The sequence below is a fragment of the Bradyrhizobium sp. CCBAU 11430 genome, from assembly GCF_028128855.1.
GTDB classification, from domain to species: domain Bacteria; phylum Pseudomonadota; class Alphaproteobacteria; order Rhizobiales; family Xanthobacteraceae; genus Bradyrhizobium; species Bradyrhizobium ottawaense.
The window spans coordinates 34,640-59,091 of the sequence record NZ_LBJV01000048.1; the positions used below are offsets into that span (position 1 = coordinate 34,640).

The window sequence follows — 24,452 nt, forward strand, 5'->3', positions numbered from 1 at the left end:
TGATCGGTCATGTTCCGCCGCGGCCGGCCCGGGCAGGCCGCCGTGGGGCGCCCATGTGCGGTTTTGTGCTGGTTTGTCCGCCCTGCTAGAATGGCCGTGCTGGAGCAGGGTTAGCGATGCAGATGCAGGATAAACTCACCGACAAGCAGCTTTCGGACGAGCAGAGCCGCGAGATCGCCGAGACCATTCGCGAGGAGCTCGCCAGACGCCGGATCTCCCGGCAGACGCTGGCCGAGCAGGCCAAGCTCAGCCTGTCGACGCTGGAGAAGGTGCTCGGCGGCCGGCGGCCGTTTACGCTGGCGACGACGGTCCGGCTGGAGCAGGCGCTGGGCGTCTCCTTGCGCAAGAGCCCCGTCGTGGCGGCGCCTCAGGCCGCCAACGATGTCGCTCCCGACAGTCTTGGCTCCTATGCGCATCGCGCCGTGACCTGGCTCGAGGACGTCTACATCACGCTGCGGCCGTCGTTCGGCGACAAGGACGCGATCTTCGCGTATCGCACCGAGATCGTCTGGGAGCCGAAGGTGTCTTCACTGGTCTTTCGGGAGGGCGATCGCACCGATACCGCCTACGAGCATACCGGCGAGGTCGCCGTCCCGCATCAGTCAGGCTTCATCTACCTCGTCATCATCAAGCACGGCCAGCACCGCGTGATCACGGTGTCGCGGCCGACGGTCGCCGGCGAGATGTACGGCATCATCTCGACGCTCCGCGCCGGGCCTGGTTCACAGCTCACGCCGATCGCAGCGCCGATCGCCTACGTACCGCTCCGGAACGTCCCGAGGCCGTCGCTGGGCAGGGTCGGGCCCGGCGACGCCAACCATGCGTTGTACGGAAAGCATCTGCGCCGCACGGTGGAAGAATCCTTCGCACTGTTTCTGTCGGTATAGTCCGCAAGAAAGAATCCGGAATGGCGTTGCCTGCGTCTATAAGGGGGTATGCAGAACGCGCGCGCCCCATGCATCGGCGAATCTCCGCTGTTCTCCATCATCATCCCGCTCGAATATCACCGCGGGCAATGGGAGCTGTCCTGGCTCGGTTGGACGTCGCAGACCGCAGATAGATCGCTTTACGAAATCATCCTGGTGGTGCCGCCGGACTTCGCCGCGCGCGAGGAGCTGAAGGTGCTGGCTGGCGACCAGGCGCGCCTGGAATTCACCGCTTCGGATCACGACATCGGGCTCTGCGCATTTGGCGCCGCCAAGGCCCGCGGCAGTTATCTGTTCTTCACGGAGTCGCATTGCTGGCCCGAGCCCGAAGTAATCGAGCTGTGCATCCGCGCGATCGATGCGCATCCCGACTGGGCCGCCTTCTCCTGCCGCTCGGTGCCGATTTGCCATAACAGGCTCTCGGAAGCCGAGGCCACAATGTACCAGGCCGACATCGAATTCGGCATGAAGCAGCATCCCTGGCGCAAGGTGCTCGATCAGTGCTTCGTGACGCGGCGTGACGTCTATTGGGAATGCGGAGGCCTGCGCGAGGAGCTCGGCCATTTTGCCGAATGGGTGCTGGCCGCGGCCTATCACGCGAGAGGTCACGCCATCGGTTATCTGGAGGAGGCGCGCTTCCATCATTATTACATCGGCGAAATCGGCGAGCTCAAGACCTTCACGCTCGATTTCGTCGAGGGCGAGATCCGATATCTCAGCGAGGCGCGCCGCGAGCCCGGCAGCGAGCTGCTCGAAGTTCCAGTCGAATGGGTCGAATGGGCCGGATTCGACGTATCGCTCGCCCGCGCTGCGTCGAATGCGCTCCTGCATTACTGCTTTGCAGGCCGCGGCTGGAGGCCGCCTGGGGAAAAACTGCGCGCCTTCTGGCATTGGGGTGCACTGACTCTGTGCGGCGATCTTCCGGCGCGCTTCGCCGCGCGCCTGGCCGTCCTGCAATCGCATTTCGGTCTGCGCGCGCTGACGATGATCGGATCGAGCGAAGCGATCGGGCGATGGATGAGACGCTACATCGCCTCGCTGATCCATCTGCAGCGGCTCGAATGCATTCGTCGCATTCGCGGCCATGCCGGGCCGGCGGTGAAATTCCTGGGAGATCGCGTTCTCGGGCAAGTCGGATTCCATGCCCTCGAATCGTCAGCGGGGCACACCTTCCGCTGGAGCGAGCCCCAGGCCGCCGTTCGCATCCAGGGGGGCGCGGGCCGCAACACCGTTCGGATCCGAAGTCCCGCCTTGCGCGCGCCGCTGCGCGAGATCGGTGTGCATTTCTATCTCGACGGCGTGCACGTTGATGCCTCCGCGATCGCAATCGGCCCTGATAGCTATACGATGGACCTCGATCTGCCGCCCTCGGGCATCGCCATCCTGGCATGGTCCTGCCCCGAGTTGAGGGGGATTGGCGATTCCCGCCGCCTTGGTCTTTCCGTGGCATCCATCGAGGTGAGCCAGGATGCCGGAGCTTCAATTTCAGCCTAGAGCCTGATCCGGAAAAGTGCCTGGCGGGTTTTCCGAGAAGACCATGCTCAAACCACGACCTGAAGCGCGATGACGATCCATCCTGATCGCATCGCGCTTCAGTCACGCAAGGTTGGCCGGCGTCGAGCTAGCCTCCGGTTTCGGCGCTGATGATATCGCCAAACAGTTCCCACTGGCCCTTCTTGAAACGCCACATCTTGAGCTGCTCGATCGGCGCGAAGTCCGTGGCGGAGGTGTTGATCTTGATCCCCGGGATCAGCGTGTCGGGGACGAAGTCCTTGAGACTGGCGGCCTGCTTCATCACGTTCTCTCGGGTCAGGTTGTCGCCCGACTGCTTCAGCACCTGCACCATCGTCTGGGCCGCGGCGTAGGCGTAAACCAGATTGGCGTCCGAAATGTTCGCGCCGGGCATGTACTTGTCGATGAAGGTCATGAACTTCTTCATGCCCTCGTCGTCCTTCCACTGCGGATCGGAGGCGTCCTTCAGATAGCCGGCCGACAGCACGCCTTCAGATGCCTCGAGGCCGGCTGGCTTCATTACCGCGCCGATCGACACCGAGACGTCGGTCATCAAATGCATCGGCTTCCATTCCAGCTCCGCGATCTTCTTGATGGCCTGCGCCGCGAATTTGGGGGTGGCGATGTTCACGAAAACATCGGCGCCGGTGCCCTTGAGCTTGACGATATGGGCGTCGATCGACGGTTCCGACGTCTCGTAGCTCTCTTCGGCCACGATCAGCTTCGATGCCTTGTCACCGAACACGTCCTTGATGCCGGCGACGTAGTCCTTGCCGAAATCGTCGTTGGCATAGAAGATCGCGACCTTCGCGTCCGGCTTCTCCTTCAGAATGTACTTGGCGAAGATCTGGGCCTCGACCCGGTAGCTGGGCTGGAAGCCCATGGTCCAGGGAAAATTCTTCGGGTCGTTCCACTTGCTGGCGCCGGTGGCGAGGAACAGCTGCGGCACCTTCTTGGCATTGTGATATTTCTGCACAGCGGTCTGGGTCGGGGTGCCCAGCGCGTTGAAGATCAGGAACACCTCGTCGCTCTCGATCAACTTGCGGACCTGCTCCACGGTCTTGGGCGGCGAATAGCCGTCATCGTAGGAGATCCAGTTGATCTTGCGGCCGTTGATGCCGCCCTGATCGTTGACCATCTTGAAGTAGGCCTCCTCGGTCTTGCCGATGATGCCGTAGGCGGAAGCGGGACCGGAATAGGCCTCGACATTGCCGATCTTGATCTCGGTGTCGCTGGCGCCGGTGTCGTATTTCTTCTGCGCGAAAGCACCCTGGGTGGAGAGCAATGTCAGGGCAGTTGCCGCGGCGAGCAGGACGAGTTTCTTGTTCTTCATGGAAATTCCTTGGGGTTTCTTGTTGGGTAGGGCAGGCACTTCAAAAAGAAAAAGCGCCCGCGAGGGGCGCTTGGGTCAGGCGTTGGCGACTTTCCTGTCGACTTCGGAGGCCACCGAGAACTCCTTGCGCAAGGTCGGCTTGTGGATCTTGCCCGTGGCGTTGCGGGGCAGCGCGTCGACGAAGCGGATCTGGCGTGGACATTTGAAGCGCGCCAGATTGGCCGCGCAATGCGCGAAGACATCGGCGTCGGTCAGCTTTTGGCCCGACTTGACCGCGACGATGGCCAGGCCCACTTCGCCCCATTGCGGATCGGAAATGCCGATCACGGCGGCCTCGGCGACGGCCGCGAGCTGGTGCAGGACGTTCTCGACCTCGGCCGGATAGACGTTCTCGCCGCCGGAGATGTACATGTCCTTCCAGCGGTCGACGATGTAGTAGAAGCCCTCTTCGTCGACGCGCGTCGCGTCACCGGTGTGCAGCCAGCCGTCGGTGAAGGAGGTCTTGTTCGCCTCCGGCCTGTTCCAGTAGCCCGGGGTGATGTTCGGCCCCTTGACCCAGAGCTCACCGAGCTCGCCGACATCTGCATCGCTGCCGTCGGGGCGCACGATGCGCACTTCGGTGTGCAGCACGGGCTTGCCGGCGGAGCCGGCCTTGCGCGCCGCATCCTCGCGGTCGAGCACCAGCACGGCCGGCGAGGTCTCGGTCATGCCGTAACCCTGCTGGAGCGCGACGCCGCGCGCTTCCCAGACTTTCAAGAGCGGTACCGGCATCGGCGCGCCGCCGACGCCTCCGACGATCAGCCGGCCGAGATCGGTCGTTGGGAAAGCGGGGTGTTGCGCCATGAACTGGTAGATCGCGGGCACGCCGAAGAACACGTTGATGCCCTGTGCGGGATCGTTGATCAGGCCGAGCGCGGTACCGGGATCGAACGCGCGCATGATCATCACGGTGCCGCCGGCATGCAGCACGGGATTGGTGTAGCAATTCAGCCCGCCGGTGTGGAACAGCGGCAGCACGGTGAGCAGAACCGAGGACGGTCCGATACAGGCGGGACCGCCGAGATTGACGCAATTCCAGAAGGTCATGCCATGGGTGATGGTCGCGCCCTTCGGATGTCCTGTCGTGCCCGACGTGTACATGATGGTCGAGACGTCATCGAGCGTGACCTGCTCGATCGCCTCGAGCGGCTTTGCGCCGGCGATGCCGGCCTCATAGGACCCGCCGGGTCCGAGCAGCAGGCTGGTCGCGATGCCGCACAGCTTTGCGACGGCAAGCCCGGTCTCGGCGAGATCGGTGTCGTGGATCATCACCTTCGGCGCGCAATCGCCGGTGATGAACTGAAGCTCGGGAACGGTGAGGCGGGTGTTCAGCGGCACGAAGATCGCGCCGAGGCGGCCGCAGGCGAACTGGACCTCCAGCGTATCGGTCGTGTTCAGCGCCAGCACCGCGACACGGTCGCCGCGTGCGACGTTCAGCGTGTGGCGCAGGAAAGAGGCGAGGCGCGAGACTCGGGCGTCAAGCTGCGCATAGGTCAAGCGGCGCTCGCTCGCGAGGTCGATCACCGCAACCTTGTCAGGCGTGCGGCGGCCATGATGAACGATCCAGTCGTAGTAACGAACGGCCAAGAATTCCTCCCTCGGCGGTCTTGTGCCGCCTGCATCCTTATTGCCGTGCACCATGCCCGGCATGGCCTTGGGGCCAGCCGGAGTTGGTGCATCGACGTCTTTTTTTATTTGGAGTTGGCGCGCGAGGGGGCAAAATCGTCTTGCGTTGAGTTGCTAGGCCGGGGCCTGCGCCAGAGTGGTTCGCCGGTCAGCCACTCTGCGCAAGTGAGCCGCCGATGTTCCGGCCATGGTGAACGAGACGAATCCGTCCGCGAGGCGAGACTGCGATGAAGAGCCCGTTCTATACCGCCGAGCACGATGCCTTCCGCGACATGATGCGCCGCTTCGTCGAGAAGGAGATCTCCCCGTTCGCCCATGAGTGGGACGAGGCCGGCGAATTCCCCCGCGCGCTCTATCGCAAGGCGGCCGGGATCGGTCTGTTGGGGCTGGGATTCCCTGAGGAATATGGCGGGATCGCCGCCGACCAGTTCATGAAGATCGTGGCGAGCCAGGAATTGGCGCGGGCGGGCGCCGGAGGCGTCAGCGCCAGCCTGATGAGTCACACCATCGGCTCGCCGCCGATTGCGCGGGCGGCACGGCCGGAGGTTAAAGCACGCGTGCTGCCGCAGGTGCTGTCAGGCGACAAGATCTCCGCGCTCGCGATCACCGAGCCGGGCGGCGGCTCCGATGTCGCGAACCTCGCCACAAGGGCGCGGCGTGACGGCGATCACTACGTCGTGACCGGCGAGAAGACCTTCATCACCTCAGGGATGCGCGCCGACTATCTGACCGTTGCCGTGCGCACGGGCGGCGAGGGCGCCGGCGGCGTCAGCCTGCTCCTGATCGAGGGCGCCACGCCCGGTCTGTCCAGGACGAAACTGAAGAAGATGGGCTGGTGGGCCTCCGACACGGCGACGCTGCATTTCGACGAATGCCGCGTGCCGGCCGAAAACCTGATCGGCGAGGAGGGCCAGGGCTTCAAGATCATCATGCAGAATTTCAACAGCGAGCGCATGGGCATGGCGGCGAGCTGCACCGCCTTTGCGCGGGTCTGCCTCGACGAGGCCGTCGCCTACGCCAGGGAGCGCAAGACTTTCGGCAAGCCGCTGGCCCAGCATCAGGTGATCCGTCACAAGATCGTGGACATGGCGCAGAAGGTCGCCGCAAGTCAGGCGATGCTGGAAATGCTGGCGTGGCGGCTCGAGCAGGGCGAGAGCCCGGTCGCGGAAATCTGCATGATGAAGAACCAGGCGACGCAGACAATGGCGTTCTGCGCCTCGGAAGCCGTACAGATTTTCGGCGGCGCCGGCTTCATGCGCGGCATCAAGGCCGAACGCATCTACCGCGAGGTCAAGGTCAACGCCATCGGCGGCGGCACCGAGGAGATCATGAAGGATCTGGCCAGCCGGCAGATGGGATTGTGACGGACGCCGTCATTCCGGGGCGACGCGAAGCGTCGAGCTATGGTGCGCAATTGCGCACCTGAGAATCCATCGGGCTCCAAACTCCGTAGAGAAATGGATTCCGGGTTCATCGCTGCGCGACGCCCCGGAATGACGAGAGGACAAAATGCTATTCACCGCCGACCACGACGACATCCGCCGCTCCCTGCAAAAGTTCATCGCCAATGAGATCAACCCTCATGTCGATGACTGGGAGAAGGCCGACATCTTCCCGGCGCACGAGCTGTTCAAGAAGATGGGCAGCCTCGGCTTCCTCGGCCTGAACAAGCCCGTGGAGTTCGGCGGCTCCGGCCTCGACTACTCCTATGCGCTGATGATGGCGGAGGAGCTGGGCGCCATCACCTGCGGCGGCGTGCCTATGGCGATCGGGGTGCAGACCGACATGGCGACGCCGGCGCTGGCGCGGTTCGGCTCGGACGAGGTGCGCCGCGAGTTTCTCGCGCCCTCGGTCTCGGGAGACTTCGTCGCCTGCATCGGGGTCTCCGAGCCGGGCGCAGGCTCCGACGTCGCCTCGATCAAGACCCAGGCACGCTCCGACGGCGATGACTACGTGATCACCGGCGGCAAGATGTGGATCACCAACGGCACCCAGGCCGACTGGATCTGCCTGCTCGCCAACACCGGCGATGGGCCCGTTCATCGCAACAAGTCGCTGATCTGCGTGCCCATGAAGGCCAAGGGTGTCACTGTCGCGCGAAAACTCGACAAGATGGGCATGCGCTCATCCGACACCGCACAGATCTTCTTCGACAATGTCCGTGTGCCCAAGCGCAACCGGATCGGCGAGGAGGGCAAGGGCTTTACCTACCAGATGATCCAATTCCAGGAGGAGCGGCTCTGGGGCGCGGCGGCTTGTCTTAAGGCGCATGAATACATTATCGATCAGACCATCGAATATACCCGCAACCGCAAGGCCTTCGGCCAGAGCATCCTCGACAACCAGGTCGTGCACTTCAAGCTGGCGGAGATGCAGACCGAGGTCGAGCTGCTGCGCGCGCTGATCTATCGCGCCGCCGAGCAGCTGGTCGCAGGCGAGGACGTGACCAAGCTTGCGACCATGGCCAAGCTGAAGGCCGGCCGGCTCGGCCGCGAGCTCACCGACGCCTGCTTGCAATATTGGGGCGGAATGGGCTTTACCAACGAGACGCCGGTCAGCCGCGCCTATCGCGACAGCCGCCTGACCTCGATCGGCGGCGGTGCCGACGAGGTCATGCTGATGGTCTTGTGCAAGATGATGGGCACGCTGCCCGGCAGCAAAGGAAGTTCCTGATGATCACGCTCTATCATTGCGACGCCGCGCGCTCGTTCCGTCCGCTCTGGATGCTGGAAGAGATGGGGCTGCCGTATGAGCTGAAGATGCTGCCGTTCCCACCGCGGGTCTTCGCCAAGGAATATCTGGCGCTCAATCCGCTCGGCACGATTCCCTTCATGGTCGACGGCGAGACGAAGATGACCGAATCCTCCGGCATCTGCCACTATCTCGGCATCAAGCACGGCCCGACGCCCCTGATGGTCGGCCCGGAAGATCCCGCCTATGGCGCGTTCCTGAACTGGATGTATTTCAGCGACGCCACGTTAACCTTCCCGCAGACGCTGGTGCTCCGATACACCCAGCTCGAGCCGGAGGAGCGGCGCAATCCGCAGGTCGCCGGCGACTATGCAAAATGGTTCCTGGGCCGGTTGCGCGCCGTCGAGGCAGCGACGGCCAATGCCGAAACATTGTGCGCCGGCCGCTTCACCGCCGCTGACATTGTCATCGGTTATGCGCTTCGGCTGGCCGACAATATCGGGCTCGCCAAGGATTTTGGGCCAAATGTCGCAGCCTATTGGGCGCGCCTGCAGCAGCGGGACGGTTTCAAGCGTGCGGTTGCTGCGGAACAGAAGGCTGGCGCCGAGCAGAATGTTGCACCGCGCGTGAGGGCGTAAGGACGCGTCATTCCGGGCGATGCGGAGCATCGACTATGGTGCGCCGTTGCGCACCTGAGAATCTCGAGGTTCCCCGGTGCGCAATTGCGCACCTGAGGTTCGGTCCTATCGACCGCCCCGGAACGACTCGCTGTGTCTTTTGACAGCGCTATCCCGTCGTGACAGCGCCCAAATTTCCGCTAAGGTGACCTCCGTCCGCAGCGGCCAGAGAGCCGCGCGAGGAGGATCCCAATGGAAGATAAAGGTCGCGAATCCGACCATCTGATGCTGATCACGCCGGAGCGGGTATTCTATGCCGGCCTGCTCGGCCGCCCTCGCAAGCGGACCCCCGGCTGCTGCCATATCTACGTCGCGGTGAAAGGCAGCCTGCATCTGACGATCGACGACGTCCACACGTCGGACGAGTTGATCGTGACCCTGCCGAACCAGCGCCACACCATCGCCAGCGACTATCGCACCGTGATCAGCGTGACGCTGGAGCCGGAAAGCATGCCGGATGGCGTGATCGAGGCTTTGGCCGAGCGGCTGCGAGGGCCGGACAAGGCTCTCTATGCCCGCAAGATCCTCGCCGCTTACGCGTTGCTGCGCCAGCGCCGCTATGGCGACATCACCACCGCCGAATTCGACGAGATGTGCTTTGGCGAGGCGCTCGCCCGCCGCGTGCTCGATCCGCGCGTGACCCGGGCGGTCGCCCGCATCGAGCGTTTCTCGGGCGAGCCGGTGACGGCCGATACCTGCGCGGCGGAGGCGGGGCTCTCGGCCTCGCGCTTCCTGCATCTGTTCAAGGAGGAGACCGGCATCTCCTTCCGCTCCTTCCGCGCCTGGAAGCGCGCGCGGCATTTGCTGCACTTCGCCAACCAGGACCTCAACCTCGCCCATCTCGCGCAGGACATCGGCTATCCCGACTCCACGCATTTCAGCCATTCAATCCGCCGCTTCTACGGATTGAAGCCGCGCGCGATCTTCGTCGGCTCGCGCGACCTTGCGATCTATCGCAGCACGGAGACGGTGCGGCTCGCGGAGGCGAGGTAGGCTCGCTCTCGTAGGGTGGGCAAAGGCGCTCTTGCGCTCGCCTCTCGGCAAAGATGGTGGGCACGCTTCGCTTTGCCCACCCTGCGAATTCGTCGTGTTTTCCAGCTTCTCCGCGCAAGAAGCCGCATGCCGCCCATCCCATGATCGCAAGCGTTGAATTCTCAACGTGCGAGACATCCAAGGCATGAGCGACAAGGCCGTCATCACCTGCGCGCTGAACGGCGTGCTCACCGACCCGAAGCAGCACAATGTCCCCGTGACGCCCGAGCAGATGGCGCGCGAAGCCAGGGCTGCGTTCGATGCCGGCGCGTCCGTCATGCACATCCACCTGCGCCAGCAGGCGCCGGGCAAGGGACATCTGCCGTCCTGGGAGGTGAGCGTCAGCAGGGAGATCCAGCAGGCGATCCGCGAAGCCTGTCCCGGCGTGATCATCAATCACACCTCGGGCGTGTCAGGACCGAACTACTCCGGCGCGCTCGACTGCATCCGCGAGACCAAGCCGGAGATCGCCGCCTGCAATGCCGGCTCGCTGAATTATCTGAAGGTCAAGGCCGACAACACCTGGGCCTGGCCACCGATGATGTTCGACAACGCGGTCGAGAAGGTGAAGGACTATCTCGACGTCATGAATGCGGTCGGCACCATCCCCGAGTTCGAATGCTTCGACGTCGGCATCGTCCGCTGCGTCGGCATGTACACCCAGGTCGGCATGTACAGGGGACCGCTCGAATATAATTTTGTGATGGGCGTCGCTTCGGGAATGCCTTCGGACCCGGAGCTGCTGCCGATCCTGATCAAGCTGAAGCGTCCCGAGGCGCATTTTCAGGTCACCGCGATCGGCCGCGAGGAAATCTGGCCGCTGCACCAGCGCTGCGCCGAGCTCGGCGGCCATCTGCGCACCGGTCTCGAGGACACCTTCTATCTCGCCGACGGCAAGAAGGTGACGTCGAACGGCCAGCTGATCGAAGCCGTCGCTGCCTGCGCCCGCCGTGCCGGCCGCGAGATCGCGAGCCCCGCCGAGGCGCGGAAGATCTTTGGGACGAACAGGTAAGCCACACTCCGTCATTCCGGGATGGCCGAAGGCCAGGCCCGGAATCCATAGCCACGATCGGGAGTATGGATTCCGGGCTCGCGCTCCGCGCGCCCCGGAATGACGGGCAGGAGCACTAATGTCTACCATCGAAAACACCATTTCCCCCGGCAGCGCCGCCTACCACGCCAACCGCGACGGCATGCTCGGCCTCATCGACCGCATGCGCGCGCTGGAAGAGCGCACCCGCGCGGCGTCGGCCGCAGCCAAGGATCGCTTTCACAAGCGCGGGCAGTTGTTGCCGCGCGAGCGCGTCGCGCTGGTGCTCGATCCCGGTGCGCCTTTCATCGAGCTGTCGACGCTCGCCGGCTACATGTTCGATGTACCGGACGCGACCAAGAGCGTGCCCGGCGGCGGCGTCATCGGCGGCATCGGCTTCGTCTCGGGCATCCGCTGCATGGTGAGCGCCAGCGATTCCGGCATCGATGCCGGCGCGCTGCAGCCTTACGGCCTCGACAAGACGCTGCGGGTGCAGGAGCTCGCGCTGGAGAACAAGCTGCCCTATGTGCAACTCGTCGAAAGCGCCGGCGCCAACCTCTTGCGCTACCGCGTCGAGGATTTTGTCCGCGGCGGCAACATCTTTCGCAATCTCGCGCGGCTCTCCGCGGCAGGACTGCCCGTCGTCACCGTCACGCACGGCTCATCCACCGCTGGCGGCGCCTATCAGACCGGCCTGTCCGACTACATCGTCATGGTGCGCGGCCGTACCCGCGCCTTCCTCGCCGGGCCGCCGCTGCTGAAGGCCGCGACCGGTGAGATCGCGACCGAGGAAGAGCTCGGCGGTGCCGAGATGCACACGCAGGTCTCCGGTCTCGGCGACTATCTCGCCGAAGACGATCGCGACGCGTTGCGTATCGCGCGCGAGATCATGGCGGCGCTGCAATGGGAACGCCCGGGCAGGACAGCATCGGAATTCAAGCCGCCGCGCTACGACCAGGACGAGCTGCTCGGCATCATGCCGATGGACCATAAGCGCTCCGTCGACATGAAGCAGGTGATCGCACGCATCGTCGACGATTCCGATTTCACCGAGATGGCGCCGAATTACGGTCCGGCCACCGTCTGCGGCCACGCCCGCATCGAAGGACAGGCGATCGGCATCATCACCAACAACGGGCCGCTCGATCCCGCCGGCGCCAACAAGGCGACGCATTTCATCCAGGCGTGCTGCCAGACCCGCACGCCGATCCTCTATCTCAACAATACCACCGGCTACATGGTCGGCAAAGCCTACGAAGAAGCCGGCATGATCAAGCACGGCTCGAAGATGATCCAGGCAGTGACCTCGGCGACGGTGCCGCAGATCACCATCTATTGCGGCGCCTCGTTCGGCGCCGGCAATTACGGCATGTGCGGCCGCGGCTTCCATCCGCGTTTCTGCTTCTCCTGGCCCAACGCCAAGACCGCCGTGATGGGCGGCGAGCAGGCGGCCGAGACAATGGCTATCGTGACGGAAGCGGCTGCCGCGAGGCGCGGAAAGCCGGTCGAAAAGGAAAAACTCGACGCGATGAAGGCGCAAATCATCGGTGTGTTCGACGGCCAGATGGACGTGTTCTCCACCAGCGCCCGCGTGCTCGACGACGGCGTGATTGACCCGCGCGACACCCGCGCGGTCCTCTCCGAAGTGCTCGCGATCTGCCGCGAGGGTGACGCACGGACGCCCCAGCGCATGCAGTTTTCGGTGGCCCGCCCATGAGGAACGGATCAGTGCAGCACCGGCCGTTCTTCAGGGTCCTGGTCGCCAATCGTGGCGAGATCGCACTGCGCGTGATGCGCAGCGCGCGACAGCTGGGCCTCGGCGTCGTCGCGGTCTATTCGGATGCGGATCGCGACGCACTCCACGTGCAACAGGCCGACCAGGCCGTGCGCATCGGCGAAGCCCTGCCGGCGCAATCCTATCTCAACATCCCCGCGATCATCGCCGCGGCGAGAGCGAGCGGCGCAGATGCCGTTCATCCCGGCTATGGCTTCCTCGCCGAGAACGAGGATTTTGCGCAAGCCTGCAAGGATGCGGGTCTCGTCTTCATCGGTCCCTCGCCGCAGGCGATCGAGGCGATGGGCAACAAGGCCGGCGCCAAGGAGATCATGAAGAAGGCCGGCGTTCCCTGCGTGCCCGGCTATCAGGGCGCCGAGCAGGGTGACGAGGTCATGCTCGCGGAGGCCAAAAAGATCGGCTTCCCCGTGATGATCAAGGCGGTCGCCGGCGGCGGCGGTCGTGGCATGCGGCTCGTCATCGACGCGGCCTCGTTCCCTGATGCCCTGCGCAGCGCGCGATCGGAGGCGAAAGCGGCGTTCGGCGATCCCACCGTCATCCTCGAGCGCGCGATCCAGAACCCGCGCCACATCGAAATCCAGGTGTTCGGCGACAGCCACGGCAACGCCATCCATCTCGGCGAGCGCGACTGTTCGGTGCAGCGGCGGCACCAGAAGCTGATCGAGGAGGCACCGTCGCCCGCCGTGACGCCAGAGTTGCGCGCGAAAATGGGCGAGGTCGCGGTCGCCGCGGTAAAGGCGCTGCGTTACGAGGGCGCCGGCACGCTGGAATTCCTGCTCGATGCGAGCGGCGCGTTCTACTTCATGGAGATGAACACGCGTCTCCAGGTCGAGCATCCCGTGACGGAGGCGATCACCGGGCTCGATCTGGTCGAGCTGCAGCTGCGCGTCGCGCGTGGCGAGCAATTGCCGGTGAAGCAGCAGGACATCAAGTTCTCCGGCCATGCCATCGAGGTGCGGCTCTGCTCGGAGGATGCCGGGCACGACTTCATGCCGCAGTCGGGCCGCATGGCGCGCTGGCAGGTGCCTGATGGCATCCGCGTCGAGCACGCGCTGCAATCGGGTTCGGAGATCCCGCCGTTCTACGATTCCATGATCGCCAAGGTGATCAGCCATGGCGCCACGCGCGAGGAGGCGAGGGGGCGGCTGGTCGTCGGCCTTGAGCAGCTCACGGCTTTCGGCGTGACGACTAATCAGGCGTTCCTGATGTCCTGCCTGCGTCATCCCGGCTTTGCCAAGGGTGAGGCGACGACAGCCTTCATCGGCGCGCATCGCGACGAGCTGCTGGCACCGCGCGCGAACGCGGCATTCGACATGGCGCTGGCGAGCCTGCTGCTCTACGTCACCAACCCGCGCACACCGTCATGGCAGGGCGGGCGGAGCCTCGCCGCCACCTTTCCGTTGCCAGCGAAAATCGAGATCGCCGGTCAGACATACGAACTCGAAGTCACGCGCGAGCGCGATGGTAGTTACACTGTCGCCGCCGACGGCCGGCAAGACAAGTTCGAGATCGACCAACTCGATTCCGACGCCGTCCGCTTCCGCCACGATGGCGTGATGGACAGCGCAAAGTTCTTGCGCGACGGCGACCGGCTCTACCTCCAGCACCGCGGCATCCCGCTCGCGGTCACCGATCTCACCCTCGCCGCGCCGAAGGCCGCCGCAGCCAACGGCGGTGACGGCAAGGTGCGCGCCGCCATGAACGGACGCGTCGTCGCCGTGCTGGTCAAGCCGGGTGACCGTGTCAAAGCCGGCCAACCGGTGCTGACGCTGGAAGCGATGAAGATGGAGCACGTCCACAAGGCCGGCGTCGACGGCGTGGTGGCGGCGATCGACGTCGCCGAAGGCGAGCAGGTGACGACGGGCAGGATCGTCGCCGAGATCGGGGCAGGTTAGCGCAACGAACGGGGCAAAGGCGCAAAGTGCCGTGCCCGCCATCGATGTTCAAAAGTGGTGGAGCGGCATCGTCGGCAGGCTCCGCTTTGCCGCCCTACGGCACCTCGCGTGCGGTAAAAATTCCCTATTATTTCAGTTGCTTAATTGCGTACTGGCGCAAGGGGGAAATTCAATTTGAACGTCTTTCATTTTCGGGCTACATATATTGAACATTGTTCAATTTTGGAGCCGGCATGTTGCGCCCAAATGATCCCGCCCAAGCGACCAATCCGACGCTCCCGTCGGTATCCCGACGCTTCTCGTTCGCCGCCCCACAACTCCGCGAGAGATACCTGATTGGGGCCCTCAGCGTTCTGACGCTGTCGGCACTCCTCGCTCCCGCGCTGCCCGCCGCCGCTTGGCACGTCCCGCACTTCGTCGACAGTCGCACCTGGCTCGGTGTGCCCAACGCCGGCGATGTGCTGAGCAATCTCGCCTTTCTCGCGATGGGCGTCTGGGGTTCGGAGCGGCTGCGCGCCCGCCATGATGCGCCTGTGGGTGCAAGTTGGCTTTTCGTCGGCCTGATCCTCACCTGCCTGGGATCTGGCTTCTATCACCTGGACCCCGACATGCCGCAACGCCTCGTGGCCGATCGTCTCGGTATGGCGGTGGCGTTCGCGGGCTTTCTGGGCATCGCAGCCAGTGAACGCATCAGCGTGCGTGCCGGCGAGGCGGTGCTGGTCCTGATGATGATGGCCGGCCTGTTAGCTGCCTGGGTGGCGCGCGAGAATCTCACGCCATGGGTGGTCGTGCAGTTCGGCGGCATGGCACTTGCCGTGGGACTGGCGTTGACGCGGCCGCGGCCTGGCGCGCTCGGCGTGCCGCTCGGTGGCGTGATCTTCTTTTATGTGCTGGCGAAGCTTTTCGAACTCGGTGACGCGCTCATTTTCGAAGCCACAGGGCACGTCGTCTCGGGCCACACGCTCAAGCATCTGGCCGCTGCCTTGGCGGCCTGGCCGGTGATCAGCACGCTCCGCAATCGTAGCGAGCCCGCGGCCGTGCGAAGCGCGGTCCGCTGACGTAACCCACCCTACGGGACTATGTTGCTCCGCCCCGTGCCCTCATTGAGCAGACACGCCACCTGATGCCCGTTGCCCTCATCCAGCAGTGCGGGCCGCTCAACCCCGCATCGCTCCATCGCATATCGGCAGCGGGTGTGAAACGCGCATCCGGGCGGCGGATTGACCGGGCTCGGCACATCCCCGTCGACCAGCGGCGCGAGCTTCTTCGCCAGCGGGTTGGCAACCGGCACCGAGGCGAGCAGCGCTTGCGTGTAGGGATGCCTGGGATTGCGAAACAGCTCGTCCTTGCCTGCGATCTCGACGATGCGGCCGAGATACATCACGGCGACGCGATGGCTGATATGAGCGACCACGGCGAGATCGTGCGCGATGAAGAGATAGGAGAAGCCGTGCTGACGCTGAAGGTCGATCAGCAGATTGATCACCTGCGCCTGGATCGAGACGTCGAGCGCGGACACCGGCTCGTCGCAGACGATCAGGCGCGGCTCGAGTGCGAGCGCGCGCGCGATGCAGATGCGCTGGCGCTGGCCGCCGGAGAATTGATGCGGAAAGTTGCGCATCTGGTCGGCTCGCAAGCCGACCTGCTCGAATAGCGTTGCGACCCGCGCATCCAGCGCCTTGCCGCTGGCGAGCCCGTGCACCGCAAGCGGCTCGCCGACGATGTCGCCGGCGGTCATGCGCGGATTGAGCGAGGCGAACGGGTCCTGGAAAACGATCTGCATCGAACGCCGGTGCGGGCGCAGTGCCGCCTTGGACAGATGGGTGATGTCCTCGCCGTCGAGCCGGATCTGGCCCGAGGTCGGCTCGACCAGCCGCAACACGCTACGCGCCACCGTCGACTTGCCGCAACCGGATTCGCCGACGAGCCCGAGCGTTTCGCCGGCATGAACCGAGAACGAGACGCCGTCGACCGAGTGTACGGTGCCGACTTGCCTGCGCAATACGCCGGCGCGCACCGGGTAATGCTTCTTGAGGTTGGTGACTTCGAGCAGAACTTCGCTCATGCCACCTCCGCAACTTCAGCCGCACGCCAGCAAGCGGCGAGATGTCCGCCGCCCCAATCCACCAGCGGCGGATATTCGGCCTCGCAGCGCTTGATTGCGAGCTTGCAGCGCGGTGCGAAGGCGCAGCCCTTCGGCAGCCGCACCAGCGACGGCACGGTGCCGGGAATTTCGTTCAGCCGCGCCTGTGCCGGGACGCCGGCCGCCGGAACGGCCGGGATCGAAGCCATCAGCCCGCGCGTATAGGGATGCTTTGGCGCGGCGAACAGTGCCTCGACACTGGCTTCCTCGACCTTGCGGCCCGCATACATCACGATCACGCGCTGCGCTGTCTGCGCGACCACGCCGAGATCGTGCGTGATCAGCACGAGCCCGGTGCCGAGCTCCTTCTGAAGGTCGAGGATCAGCGCCAGGATCTGCGCCTGAATGGTGACGTCGAGCGCGGTGGTCGGCTCGTCCGCGATCAGCAGCGCGGGGCGGCACGCCAGCGCCATCGCGATCATCGCGCGCTGGCGCATGCCGCCGGAGAGTTGATGCGGATATTCCTTCGCGCGTCGCGCCGGTTCGGGAATGCGCACCAGGCGCAGCATCTCCACGGCGATATTCCGGGCTTCCTTGGCCGGGATGTTCCGGTGCAGCCGCACCGCCTCGACGATCTGGTCGCCGATCCGCATCACCGGATTGAGCGAGGTCATCGGCTCCTGGAAGATCATGGAGATGCGGTTGCCCCTGACGGCACGCATCTCCGCCTCATCCAGCGCCAGCAGGTCGGTGCCTTCGAGCGAAATCGAGCCGCCGACGATGCGGCCGGGCGGATCGGGCACCAGCCGCATCAGCGACAGCGCCGTGACGCTCTTGCCGCAGCCGGATTCGCCGACGATCGCCAGCGTCTCGCCGCGCTTCACGGTAAAGGAGAGGTCGTCGACGGCTTTGAACAAACCGGAATTGGTGAAGAACACCGTTTTCAGGTTCTTCACTTCGAGCACAAGGTTGGATTTGTCCGTCATCAGCCGCGCTGCCTCGGATCCAGGATGTCGCGCAGGGCGTCGCCGAACAGGTTGGCGCCGAACACGGCGAGGCTGATCGCAATGCCCGGGAAGATCACCAGCCACGGCGCGGTGCGGACATATTCGGCGGCGGACTCGGAGAGCATGCGGCCCCAAGACGGATAAGGCTCGGGAATGCCGAGGCCGAGGAAGGAGAGGGAAGCTTCCGTCAGGATGGTCGAGCCCAGCTGCGCGGTCGCAAGCACGATCAGCGGCGCCAGCGTGTTCGGCAGTACGTGGCGGAGCGCGATGCGCACTTCGCTCATGCCGATCGACTTGGCGGCTTCGATGAAGGGGAGTTCGCGCAGCGCCAGCGTGTTGGCACGGATGACGCGCGCGACCGTCGGGATCAGCGGAATGGCAATCGCAATGATCACGTTCGGCAGCGACGGGCCGAGTGCCGCCGTCATCACCAGCGCCAGCACCAGCAGCGGCAGCGCCTGGAGGACGTCGGAGACGCGCTGGAACACGAGATCGACCCAGCCGGAGAGATAGCCGGAGGTCAGGCCGACGATGACGCCGATCGTGCCGCCGAGCGCGGTCGAGCCGATCCCGACCGCAAGCGAGATCCGCGCGCCGTGGATGATGCGGCTGAACACGTCGCGGCCGAAGGAGTCCGTTCCCATCCAGTGCGCCAGGCTCGGGCGGGCCAGAGCGCGGGCCGAATCGATCGACAGGGGATCATAGCGCGCGATGAAATCGGCGAAGATGGCCGTGAACACGAACACGGTCATGATGACGAGGCCAGCGGCGCCCAGCACATGCCGCTGTGCCAGATACAGCACGCGGCGCCAGCCTCCGGTCGCATGCGCGCCGGCGCGTCTCAGTTCAACGTCATAGTCGATCGCGGCCATGTGAACTCTATCTTCCCCCTCTCCCCGCCTGCGGGGAGAGGGTAGGGGTGAGGGGGGCTCTCCGCGGGGGAGGTGGGAGTTGGACTCGCGGAGACTCCCCCTCACCCGGATTGCTGCGCAATCCGACCTCTCCCCGCAGGCGGGGAGAGGTGAAGGAGAGCGCACATACTGTGTGAGAGAAGGTCATGCGGCTAATCCGTGTACCTGATGCGCGGATCGAACACGGCGTAGAGCATGTCGACGATGAAATTCGCACTCACCACCACGACGGCGATCAGCATCACGAGGTTCTGCACGATCGGATAGTCGCGCCAGCGGATCGCCTCGACCAGGAAGCGGGCGACGCCGGGGATGTTGAACACCGTCTCGGTGACGATCAGGCCGCCGATCAGGAACGCCGCCTCGATGCCGATCACGGTGATGACGGGCAGGATCGCGTTCTTCAGCGCGTGCTGATAGTTCACGGCGGCATCGGAGGCGCCCTTGGCGCGCGCGGTGCGGATGTAGTCCTGCCGCAGCACCTCCAGCATCGAGGACCGCGTGATGCGCATGGTCAGCGCCGCGCTGCGGAAGCCGACGGCGGCGGCGGGCACGGCATAGGTTGCGAACGCCTCGAGCCAGGTCTGCGGATTCGGATTGAAGATCGGCATCTGGCCGAACATCGCCACCGACGCCGTGAGGATGAGCAGGCCGAGCCAGAACGAGGGCAGCGACAAGCCGCTCAAGCTGACGACGCGCAAGGCGTAATCCAGCCGCGTGCCTTGCTTCACCGCGCTGATGACGCCGAGCGGAATGCCAATCGAGACCGAGAACAACAGCGCAAGGCCGGCGAGCCGCGCCGTGATCGGGATCCGCGGCAGGATCTCCTGGAGCGCCGGCTTCTCGGAGACGTAGGAGTAGCCAAAGTCGCCGCGCAGAAAACCGCTGATCCAGTGCCAATACTGCACGATCAGCGGCTGGTCGATGCCGAGCTCCTTCTCCAGGTTGGCCTTGTCGGCGGGATCGACATAGCCGGCCGCGGCGAACAGGATGTCGACGATGTTGCCGGGCACGATGCGCAGCAGGAGGAAGATGACGATCGAGATCCCGAACAGGGTCACGAGCATCAGGAACAGGCGTCGCACCAGATAGGCAAACATCCTTCGCCCTCCGCGAGCCGCTACTCTTCAGCCTGCCGCGCTACTTGTCGAGCCACGCGTCCTCGTAGCGAAAGCCGTTATAGGAGCTGTTCGACATGATCGTGATGCCCTTGACGTAGGGCTGCCAGCAGGTGCCGGCCCGTGCATGGAAGATGATCGGACGGGCGACATCCTCCTGCAGCTTCTTGTCGATATCCCAGACCAGCGGCTTGCGCTTGCTGGTGTCGGTCTCCTGCGATTGCACGTCGAACAGCTTCTCGATCTCCTTGTTGCAGTAATTGGTGTAGTTCCGCTCCGAGCCGCAGGAATAGTTTTCGTAGAAGGACTGGTCGGGATCGTCGACGGAATTGCCGGTCAGATTGAGGCCGAGCATGTAGTCCTTGCGCGCGACTTTCGGGAACCAGTTCGCGGTTTCGACGACGTCGAGCTCGCCGTCGATATAGATGCTCTTGAGCTGGTCGATCAGGATCACGGCGGGGTCGCGATATTCCGCGAGATTGCGCGTCGAGACCTTCACCGCGAGGTGCTTGTCGGGGCCGTAGCCCGCCTTCTGCATCAGTTTCTTCGCTTCCTCGCGGTTCGCGTTCACGTCCCGGCCATAGCCCGGAATGGTCTCGAGCTTGTCCTTGGGCATGCCCCAGACGCCTTGAGGCAGTGGCAGCATGGTGCCGCCGATGTCGGCCTGGCCTTCGAACAGGATATCGACGAACGCCTTGCGGTCGAGTGCCATCGCCATCGCGCGGCGAATATCGATGTTGTCGAACGGCGCGGAGGTCGAATTGACGATGATGTTGGTCGAAACGTTGGTCGGCTCGACGACGCAAGTCGCGTTCGGCGCCTGCGACTTGATGTCCTTCAGGAGCGGGATCGTGATGTGCGTCGGGAAGGTCATGTCGAACTTTCCGGCGACGAAAGCCAGGATCGCGGTCGATCGGTTCGTGATGATCGTGTACTCGATGCCGTCGAGATAGGGCAGGCCCTTCTTCCAATAGTCCGGATTTCGCGTCAGCTTGATCGATTCATTGGCCTTGAACTCGACGAACTTGAACGGTCCGGTACCGACCGGATGGGTGCGCATGTCCGCGGGCGAGACGTGGCAGGGATAGATCGGCGTATAGCCTGACGCCAGCATCGCCAGCAGCGACGGCTGCGGCCGCTTCAGGTCGAAGGAGACCTCGAAATCGCCACTCGTCGTGATCTCGTTGACTTCATTGTACCAGGCCTTGCGCGGATTTTGCCGAAGCTTCTGCTGCGATTTGCCCATCAGGAGATCGAAGGTGCATTTGACGTCGGCCGATGTGAACGGCTTGCCGTCATGCCATTTGACACCCTGGCGCAGCTTGAATGTCAGCTTCTTGTTGTCGTTGCCCCAGGACCAGCTTTCGGCCAGCTCGGGCCGGAGGGTATCAGGGCTGTTCTGCGCGATGTGCTGGTCGTAAATGACGAGATTATTGAAGACGCCCATGAACGGCACGTTGACCGAATAGGTCGCGCCCTCGAGGATCGATGCGTTGGCCGGGCTGTCGCGGTGATACATTCGCAGGACGCCGCCCTGCTTGGGCTCGCCGGCGAGCGTGGTGGTTGAGGCCGTCAGCACAGATAGCGCCGCCATTGCGGCGAGCGCCCACACGCTCCGCATGCTCATCCTCCCTGGACATCAGTCTTTTTGGCCTTTGCGGCCTGTTTGTCGCGACGATAGCACGCGAGTTGAGGGAGGCAACCGGTAAGGCCGCATGCCGCCTCGACAATTCGGATGACGGAAGGCCGCAGGTTTTCATGCTCACGATGTGAGAGTGCAGGTGCGAAGAGATGGTTCCTGCGGTGATGTTGCGCGATGCAGAATCAACGAACTCACTGTCGTCCCGGACAAGCGAAGCGCAGTTCCGGGACCCATAGCCACAGGGAGACGTTTGGCGAAGACTCGGGGTGACCTGCTCGCGCTACGCCTATTCCCTGTGGTTATGGATCCCGGGTTCGCGACTTCGTCGCGCCCCGGGACGACACCATTTGTTTGGACGAGTCTCGCGCATATCGCCCGCGAGCGGAGCGACGCCCTCACACGATCCTCGACGCCTTGTTTCCCCAATACCGGTCCCGCAGCAGGCGCTTGTACAACTTCCCCGTCGGCAGCCGCGGCAATTCCTTCTCGAAATCGACCGAGCGCGGCACCTTCTGCCGCGACAGCGATTTTGCGCAGAATGCGATCAGCTCTTCGGCGAACGCCTCGCCCGGCACGACATCAGGCATCGGCTGGACCACCGCCTTCACCTCTTCGCCGAGATCGGGATTGGGCACGCCGAACACCGCGGCATCGGCGACCTTCGGATGGGTGATGAGCAGATTCTCGCATTCCTGCGGGTAGATGTTCACGCCACCGGAGATGATCATGAAGGTGGCGCGATCGGTGAGGTAGAGAAATCGGTCGGCGTCGACATAGCCGACATCGCCGACCGTGCTCATGCTGCCGTCGGCCGAGCGCGCCTCCCTGGTCTTCTCCGGGTCGTTGAAATATTCGAACGGCGAGGCGGTCTTGAACCAGACCTGGCCGGGGGTGCCGGTCGGACATTCCCGCATGTTCTCGTCGAGGATGTGGAGATCGCCGAGCAGCACCTTGCCGACGGTGCCGCGGTGGCTAAGCCATTCCTCGCTGTTGCAGGCGGTAAAGCCGAGGCCCTCCGTCGCGCCGTAATATTCGTGAATGATCGGCCCCCACCATTTGATGATGTCGTCCTTGACCAGCGCCGGGCAGGGCGCGGCGGCGTGGATGGCGATCTCCAGCGAGGACAGGTCGTAGCGGCCGCGCACCTCCGCCGGCAACTTCAGCATGCGCGAGAACATGGTCGGCACCAGCTGGGTGTGGGTGATGCCCCACCGCTGGACGAGTTCGAGGTAACGCTCGGGATCGAAACTCTCCATGATGATCACGGTGCCGCCCATGCGGACCGTGAGGTTCACGGCCGCCTGCGGCGCCGAGTGATAGAGCGGGGCAGGCGAGAGGTAGACCATGCCCTCGCGGTAGTGCCAGAGCTTGGTGAGGAAATCGAACAGCGGCAGATTATGCTTCGGCGGCTCCTCCGGCAGCGGCCGCAGAATGCCTTTCGGCCGTCCCGTCGTGCCGGACGAATAGAGCATGGCGGTGCCGAGCCACTCATCCGCGATCGATGTTGCCGACATATCCGCGGTGACGTCCGCAAGTCCGACGATGCGCTCGCTCTCGCCGGGGCCGTCGGCGACGATGCAGAGCTTGATGTCGGGGCAGGCCTTGATCGCCTCGCGGGCGATGTCGAGCTTCGCCACCGAGGTGATCAGGATCTTGGACTGGCTGTTGACCAGCAGATAGGCGAGCTCGCCCGGCGTCAGGAACGAGTTGATGCAGGTGTAGTACAGCCCGGAGCGTTCGCCGGCGCCGCAGGCCTCCAGATAGCGCGAATTGTTCTCCATGAAGATCGAGTAGTGGTCGAGCCGCTTCAAGCCGTGCTTGCGGAACAGGTGGGCCAGCCGGTTGCTGCGCGCATCGAGCTCGCGATAGGTGACGGCCTCGCCTGTGGCCGCCATGATGAAGGCGGGCTGCAGCGGGCGTAGGCGGGCATGCTGACCTGGGTACATCTATCCTCCGGCTTTGATTTATGCGGCGAGAAGCAGGATTTCGCGCACCTGCGCCGGGCCTTCGATCTTGCGCGGGTTACGCGGGATCCAGTTGGTGCGCATCGCCTGCTCGGCGATGGCGTCGAAATGCTGCGGCGACACCTGCACCTCGGTGAGGCTGCGCGGCATGCCCAGCGAGCGGATGAAGGCATCGAGCACGTCGGCAGCGTCGTGGCCCGGAAAGCCCATGGCGGCCGCGACGATCATCTGCCGCTCGGCATTGGCGCTCGCATTCCAGCGCATCACCGCCGGCAGCATGATGCAGGACGTGTAGCCGTGCGGCACGTCGAAGGCCGCGCCCAGCACGTAGCCGATGCCGTGGCTCGCGCCCATGGGAACGCCGGCCGCGAGCGCGCCCATCGACAGCCAGGTGCCGATCTGCGCGTCCATCCGCGCGTCGAGATCGGCGGGGTCGGCTTTCACCCGCGGCAGCGCGTCGGCGAGCATGGCGAGGCCCTTCACCGCTTGCGCGTCGGCATAGGGATGCGTCTCGCGCGAGCAGATCGCCTCGACGCAATGGTCGATGGCGCGGATGCCGGTCGACAGGAACAGCCATTCCGGGGTGTGCACGGTGATCGCGGGATCGAGGATGGTCGCGCGCGGCACGGCGAGCGGATGCCGCAGCATCTGCTTCACATGCGCAGCTCGGTCGGTGACGCCCGCGATCGCGCTGAATTCGCCGCCGGCGATCGTGGTGGGCACGCTAACCTGGCGCACGGTTGGCGCCGTCATCTCCGGTGCGACGCCCTTGTGCACGCGGATCCGCTCGATGCCGTCGATATCGTCGATGCCGTTGGCGAGGCAAAGCTGCACCGCCTTGGCGCCGTCGGTGATCGAGCCGCCGCCCACCGTGACGATCAGATCGGCGCCGGCCCCGCGCGCCGCGTTGGTTGCCGCGATCACCGCCTCGCGCGGCGTGTGCGCCGGCATGGCATCGAACAGGCCGGCGCAGCGGGAGCCCAAAGCCTGCTTGATCTTCTCGATTTCGTCGGTCTGCCGGTTCAGCGTGCCCGAAACCATCAGGAAGGCGCGGCGCGTTCCCAGCCGGTCCATCTGCGCGACGATGGCCTCAGTTGCAGGATGGCCGAACACGACCTCCTCGATCGCGCCGAAAACGACACGTCCCTGGTGCACGCCTGCCCTCCCGGAC

The 24,452-nt window shown here is 64.5% G+C and carries 19 protein-coding genes; 10 read left to right on the plus strand and 9 right to left on the minus strand.

The window, feature by feature from the left end; translation table 11 throughout:
* Nucleotides 1-116 precede the first annotated feature (116 nt).
* Both XI04_RS12980 and XI04_RS12985 read left to right on the plus strand, forming a co-directional pair.
* Nucleotides 117-887: a helix-turn-helix domain-containing protein gene (locus XI04_RS12980; protein WP_271609550.1), complete on the plus strand. Its 771-nt coding sequence runs from the start codon at nucleotides 117-119 to the stop codon at nucleotides 885-887.
* A gap of 48 nt (nucleotides 888-935) precedes the next feature.
* A complete protein-coding gene (locus tag XI04_RS12985; RefSeq protein ID WP_271609551.1) occupies nucleotides 936-2,420 on the plus strand; it encodes a glycosyltransferase family 2 protein in 1,485 nt (494 codons plus the stop codon).
* A 127-nt stretch (nucleotides 2,421-2,547) separates the two neighbouring features.
* Here XI04_RS12985 and XI04_RS12990 read toward each other — a convergent pair whose 3' ends face one another.
* Together XI04_RS12990 and XI04_RS12995 are read right to left on the minus strand one after the other, a co-directional pair.
* Nucleotides 2,548-3,771 (minus strand): ABC transporter substrate-binding protein, encoded by a 1,224-nt coding sequence (locus XI04_RS12990; protein WP_212475262.1) that lies wholly within the window; start codon nucleotides 3,769-3,771, stop codon nucleotides 2,548-2,550.
* A gap of 75 nt (nucleotides 3,772-3,846) precedes the next feature.
* Nucleotides 3,847-5,397 carry an acyl-CoA synthetase gene (locus XI04_RS12995; RefSeq protein ID WP_173015754.1) on the minus strand — a complete coding sequence of 517 codons (1,551 nt, stop codon included), beginning with the start codon at nucleotides 5,395-5,397 and terminating at the stop codon, nucleotides 3,847-3,849.
* A gap of 266 nt (nucleotides 5,398-5,663) precedes the next feature.
* Here XI04_RS12995 and XI04_RS13000 point away from each other — a divergent pair, with 266 nt between their 5' ends.
* The 8 genes from XI04_RS13000 to XI04_RS13035 all read left to right on the plus strand — a co-directional run bounded on the left by XI04_RS13000 (nucleotide 5,664) and on the right by XI04_RS13035 (nucleotide 15,614).
* Entirely contained in the window at nucleotides 5,664-6,800 is a 1,137-nt protein-coding gene (locus XI04_RS13000; protein ID WP_271609552.1) for an acyl-CoA dehydrogenase family protein, read from the plus strand.
* Between the two features lie 145 nt (nucleotides 6,801-6,945).
* Nucleotides 6,946-8,109: an acyl-CoA dehydrogenase family protein gene (locus XI04_RS13005; protein WP_028139678.1), complete on the plus strand. Its 1,164-nt coding sequence runs from the start codon at nucleotides 6,946-6,948 to the stop codon at nucleotides 8,107-8,109.
* A complete protein-coding gene (locus tag XI04_RS13010) occupies nucleotides 8,109-8,765 on the plus strand; it encodes a glutathione S-transferase family protein (RefSeq protein ID WP_028139679.1) in 657 nt (218 codons plus the stop codon). Before XI04_RS13005 ends, XI04_RS13010 begins: the two co-directional genes overlap by 1 nt.
* Before the next feature lie 231 nt (nucleotides 8,766-8,996).
* The gene (locus XI04_RS13015) at nucleotides 8,997-9,797 is read left to right on the plus strand and encodes a helix-turn-helix domain-containing protein (protein WP_271609553.1); all 801 of its coding nucleotides are present in this window, start codon (nucleotides 8,997-8,999) and stop codon (nucleotides 9,795-9,797) included.
* Nucleotides 9,798-9,981: 184 nt separating this feature from the next.
* Nucleotides 9,982-10,848: a 3-keto-5-aminohexanoate cleavage protein gene (locus XI04_RS13020; protein WP_271593971.1), complete on the plus strand. Its 867-nt coding sequence runs from the start codon at nucleotides 9,982-9,984 to the stop codon at nucleotides 10,846-10,848.
* A 118-nt stretch (nucleotides 10,849-10,966) separates the two neighbouring features.
* Complete coding sequence (locus XI04_RS13025; RefSeq protein WP_038970720.1) at nucleotides 10,967-12,583, plus strand: acyl-CoA carboxylase subunit beta; 1,617 nt, start codon at nucleotides 10,967-10,969, stop codon at nucleotides 12,581-12,583.
* On the plus strand, nucleotides 12,580-14,556 hold the full coding sequence (locus XI04_RS13030; RefSeq protein WP_212475258.1) for an acetyl-CoA carboxylase biotin carboxylase subunit: 1,977 nt from the start codon (nucleotides 12,580-12,582) through the stop codon (nucleotides 14,554-14,556). The genes XI04_RS13025 and XI04_RS13030 overlap by 4 nt, the downstream gene beginning before the upstream one ends.
* Nucleotides 14,557-14,768: 212 nt before the next feature.
* Nucleotides 14,769-15,614, plus strand: a complete 846-nt coding sequence (locus tag XI04_RS13035) for a hypothetical protein (RefSeq protein WP_245448717.1) — start codon at nucleotides 14,769-14,771, stop codon at nucleotides 15,612-15,614.
* 11 nt (nucleotides 15,615-15,625) lie between these two features.
* Here the strand turns inward: XI04_RS13035 and XI04_RS13040 are convergent, their stop codons facing one another.
* From XI04_RS13040 to XI04_RS13070, 7 genes are all read right to left on the minus strand, one after another.
* A complete protein-coding gene (locus XI04_RS13040; RefSeq protein ID WP_271609555.1) occupies nucleotides 15,626-16,621 on the minus strand; it encodes an ABC transporter ATP-binding protein in 996 nt (331 codons plus the stop codon).
* On the minus strand, nucleotides 16,618-17,625 hold the full coding sequence (locus XI04_RS13045) for an ABC transporter ATP-binding protein (RefSeq protein ID WP_271609556.1): 1,008 nt from the start codon (nucleotides 17,623-17,625) through the stop codon (nucleotides 16,618-16,620). The genes XI04_RS13040 and XI04_RS13045 overlap by 4 nt, the downstream gene beginning before the upstream one ends.
* Entirely contained in the window at nucleotides 17,625-18,518 is an 894-nt protein-coding gene (locus XI04_RS13050) for an ABC transporter permease (protein ID WP_271610996.1), read from the minus strand. The genes XI04_RS13045 and XI04_RS13050 overlap by 1 nt, the downstream gene beginning before the upstream one ends.
* A 191-nt stretch (nucleotides 18,519-18,709) precedes the next feature.
* Nucleotides 18,710-19,657: an ABC transporter permease gene (locus tag XI04_RS13055; RefSeq protein ID WP_028139688.1), complete on the minus strand. Its 948-nt coding sequence runs from the start codon at nucleotides 19,655-19,657 to the stop codon at nucleotides 18,710-18,712.
* Between the two features lie 40 nt (nucleotides 19,658-19,697).
* On the minus strand, nucleotides 19,698-21,296 hold the full coding sequence (locus XI04_RS13060; RefSeq protein ID WP_028139689.1) for an ABC transporter substrate-binding protein: 1,599 nt from the start codon (nucleotides 21,294-21,296) through the stop codon (nucleotides 19,698-19,700).
* A gap of 416 nt (nucleotides 21,297-21,712) precedes the next feature.
* Nucleotides 21,713-23,263 carry an AMP-binding protein gene (locus tag XI04_RS13065; protein ID WP_038946826.1) on the minus strand — a complete coding sequence of 517 codons (1,551 nt, stop codon included), beginning with the start codon at nucleotides 23,261-23,263 and terminating at the stop codon, nucleotides 21,713-21,715.
* 18 nt (nucleotides 23,264-23,281) lie between these two features.
* Nucleotides 23,282-24,436 (minus strand): iron-containing alcohol dehydrogenase, encoded by a 1,155-nt coding sequence (locus XI04_RS13070; RefSeq protein WP_161966294.1) that lies wholly within the window; start codon nucleotides 24,434-24,436, stop codon nucleotides 23,282-23,284.
* Nucleotides 24,437-24,452 lie beyond the last annotated feature (16 nt).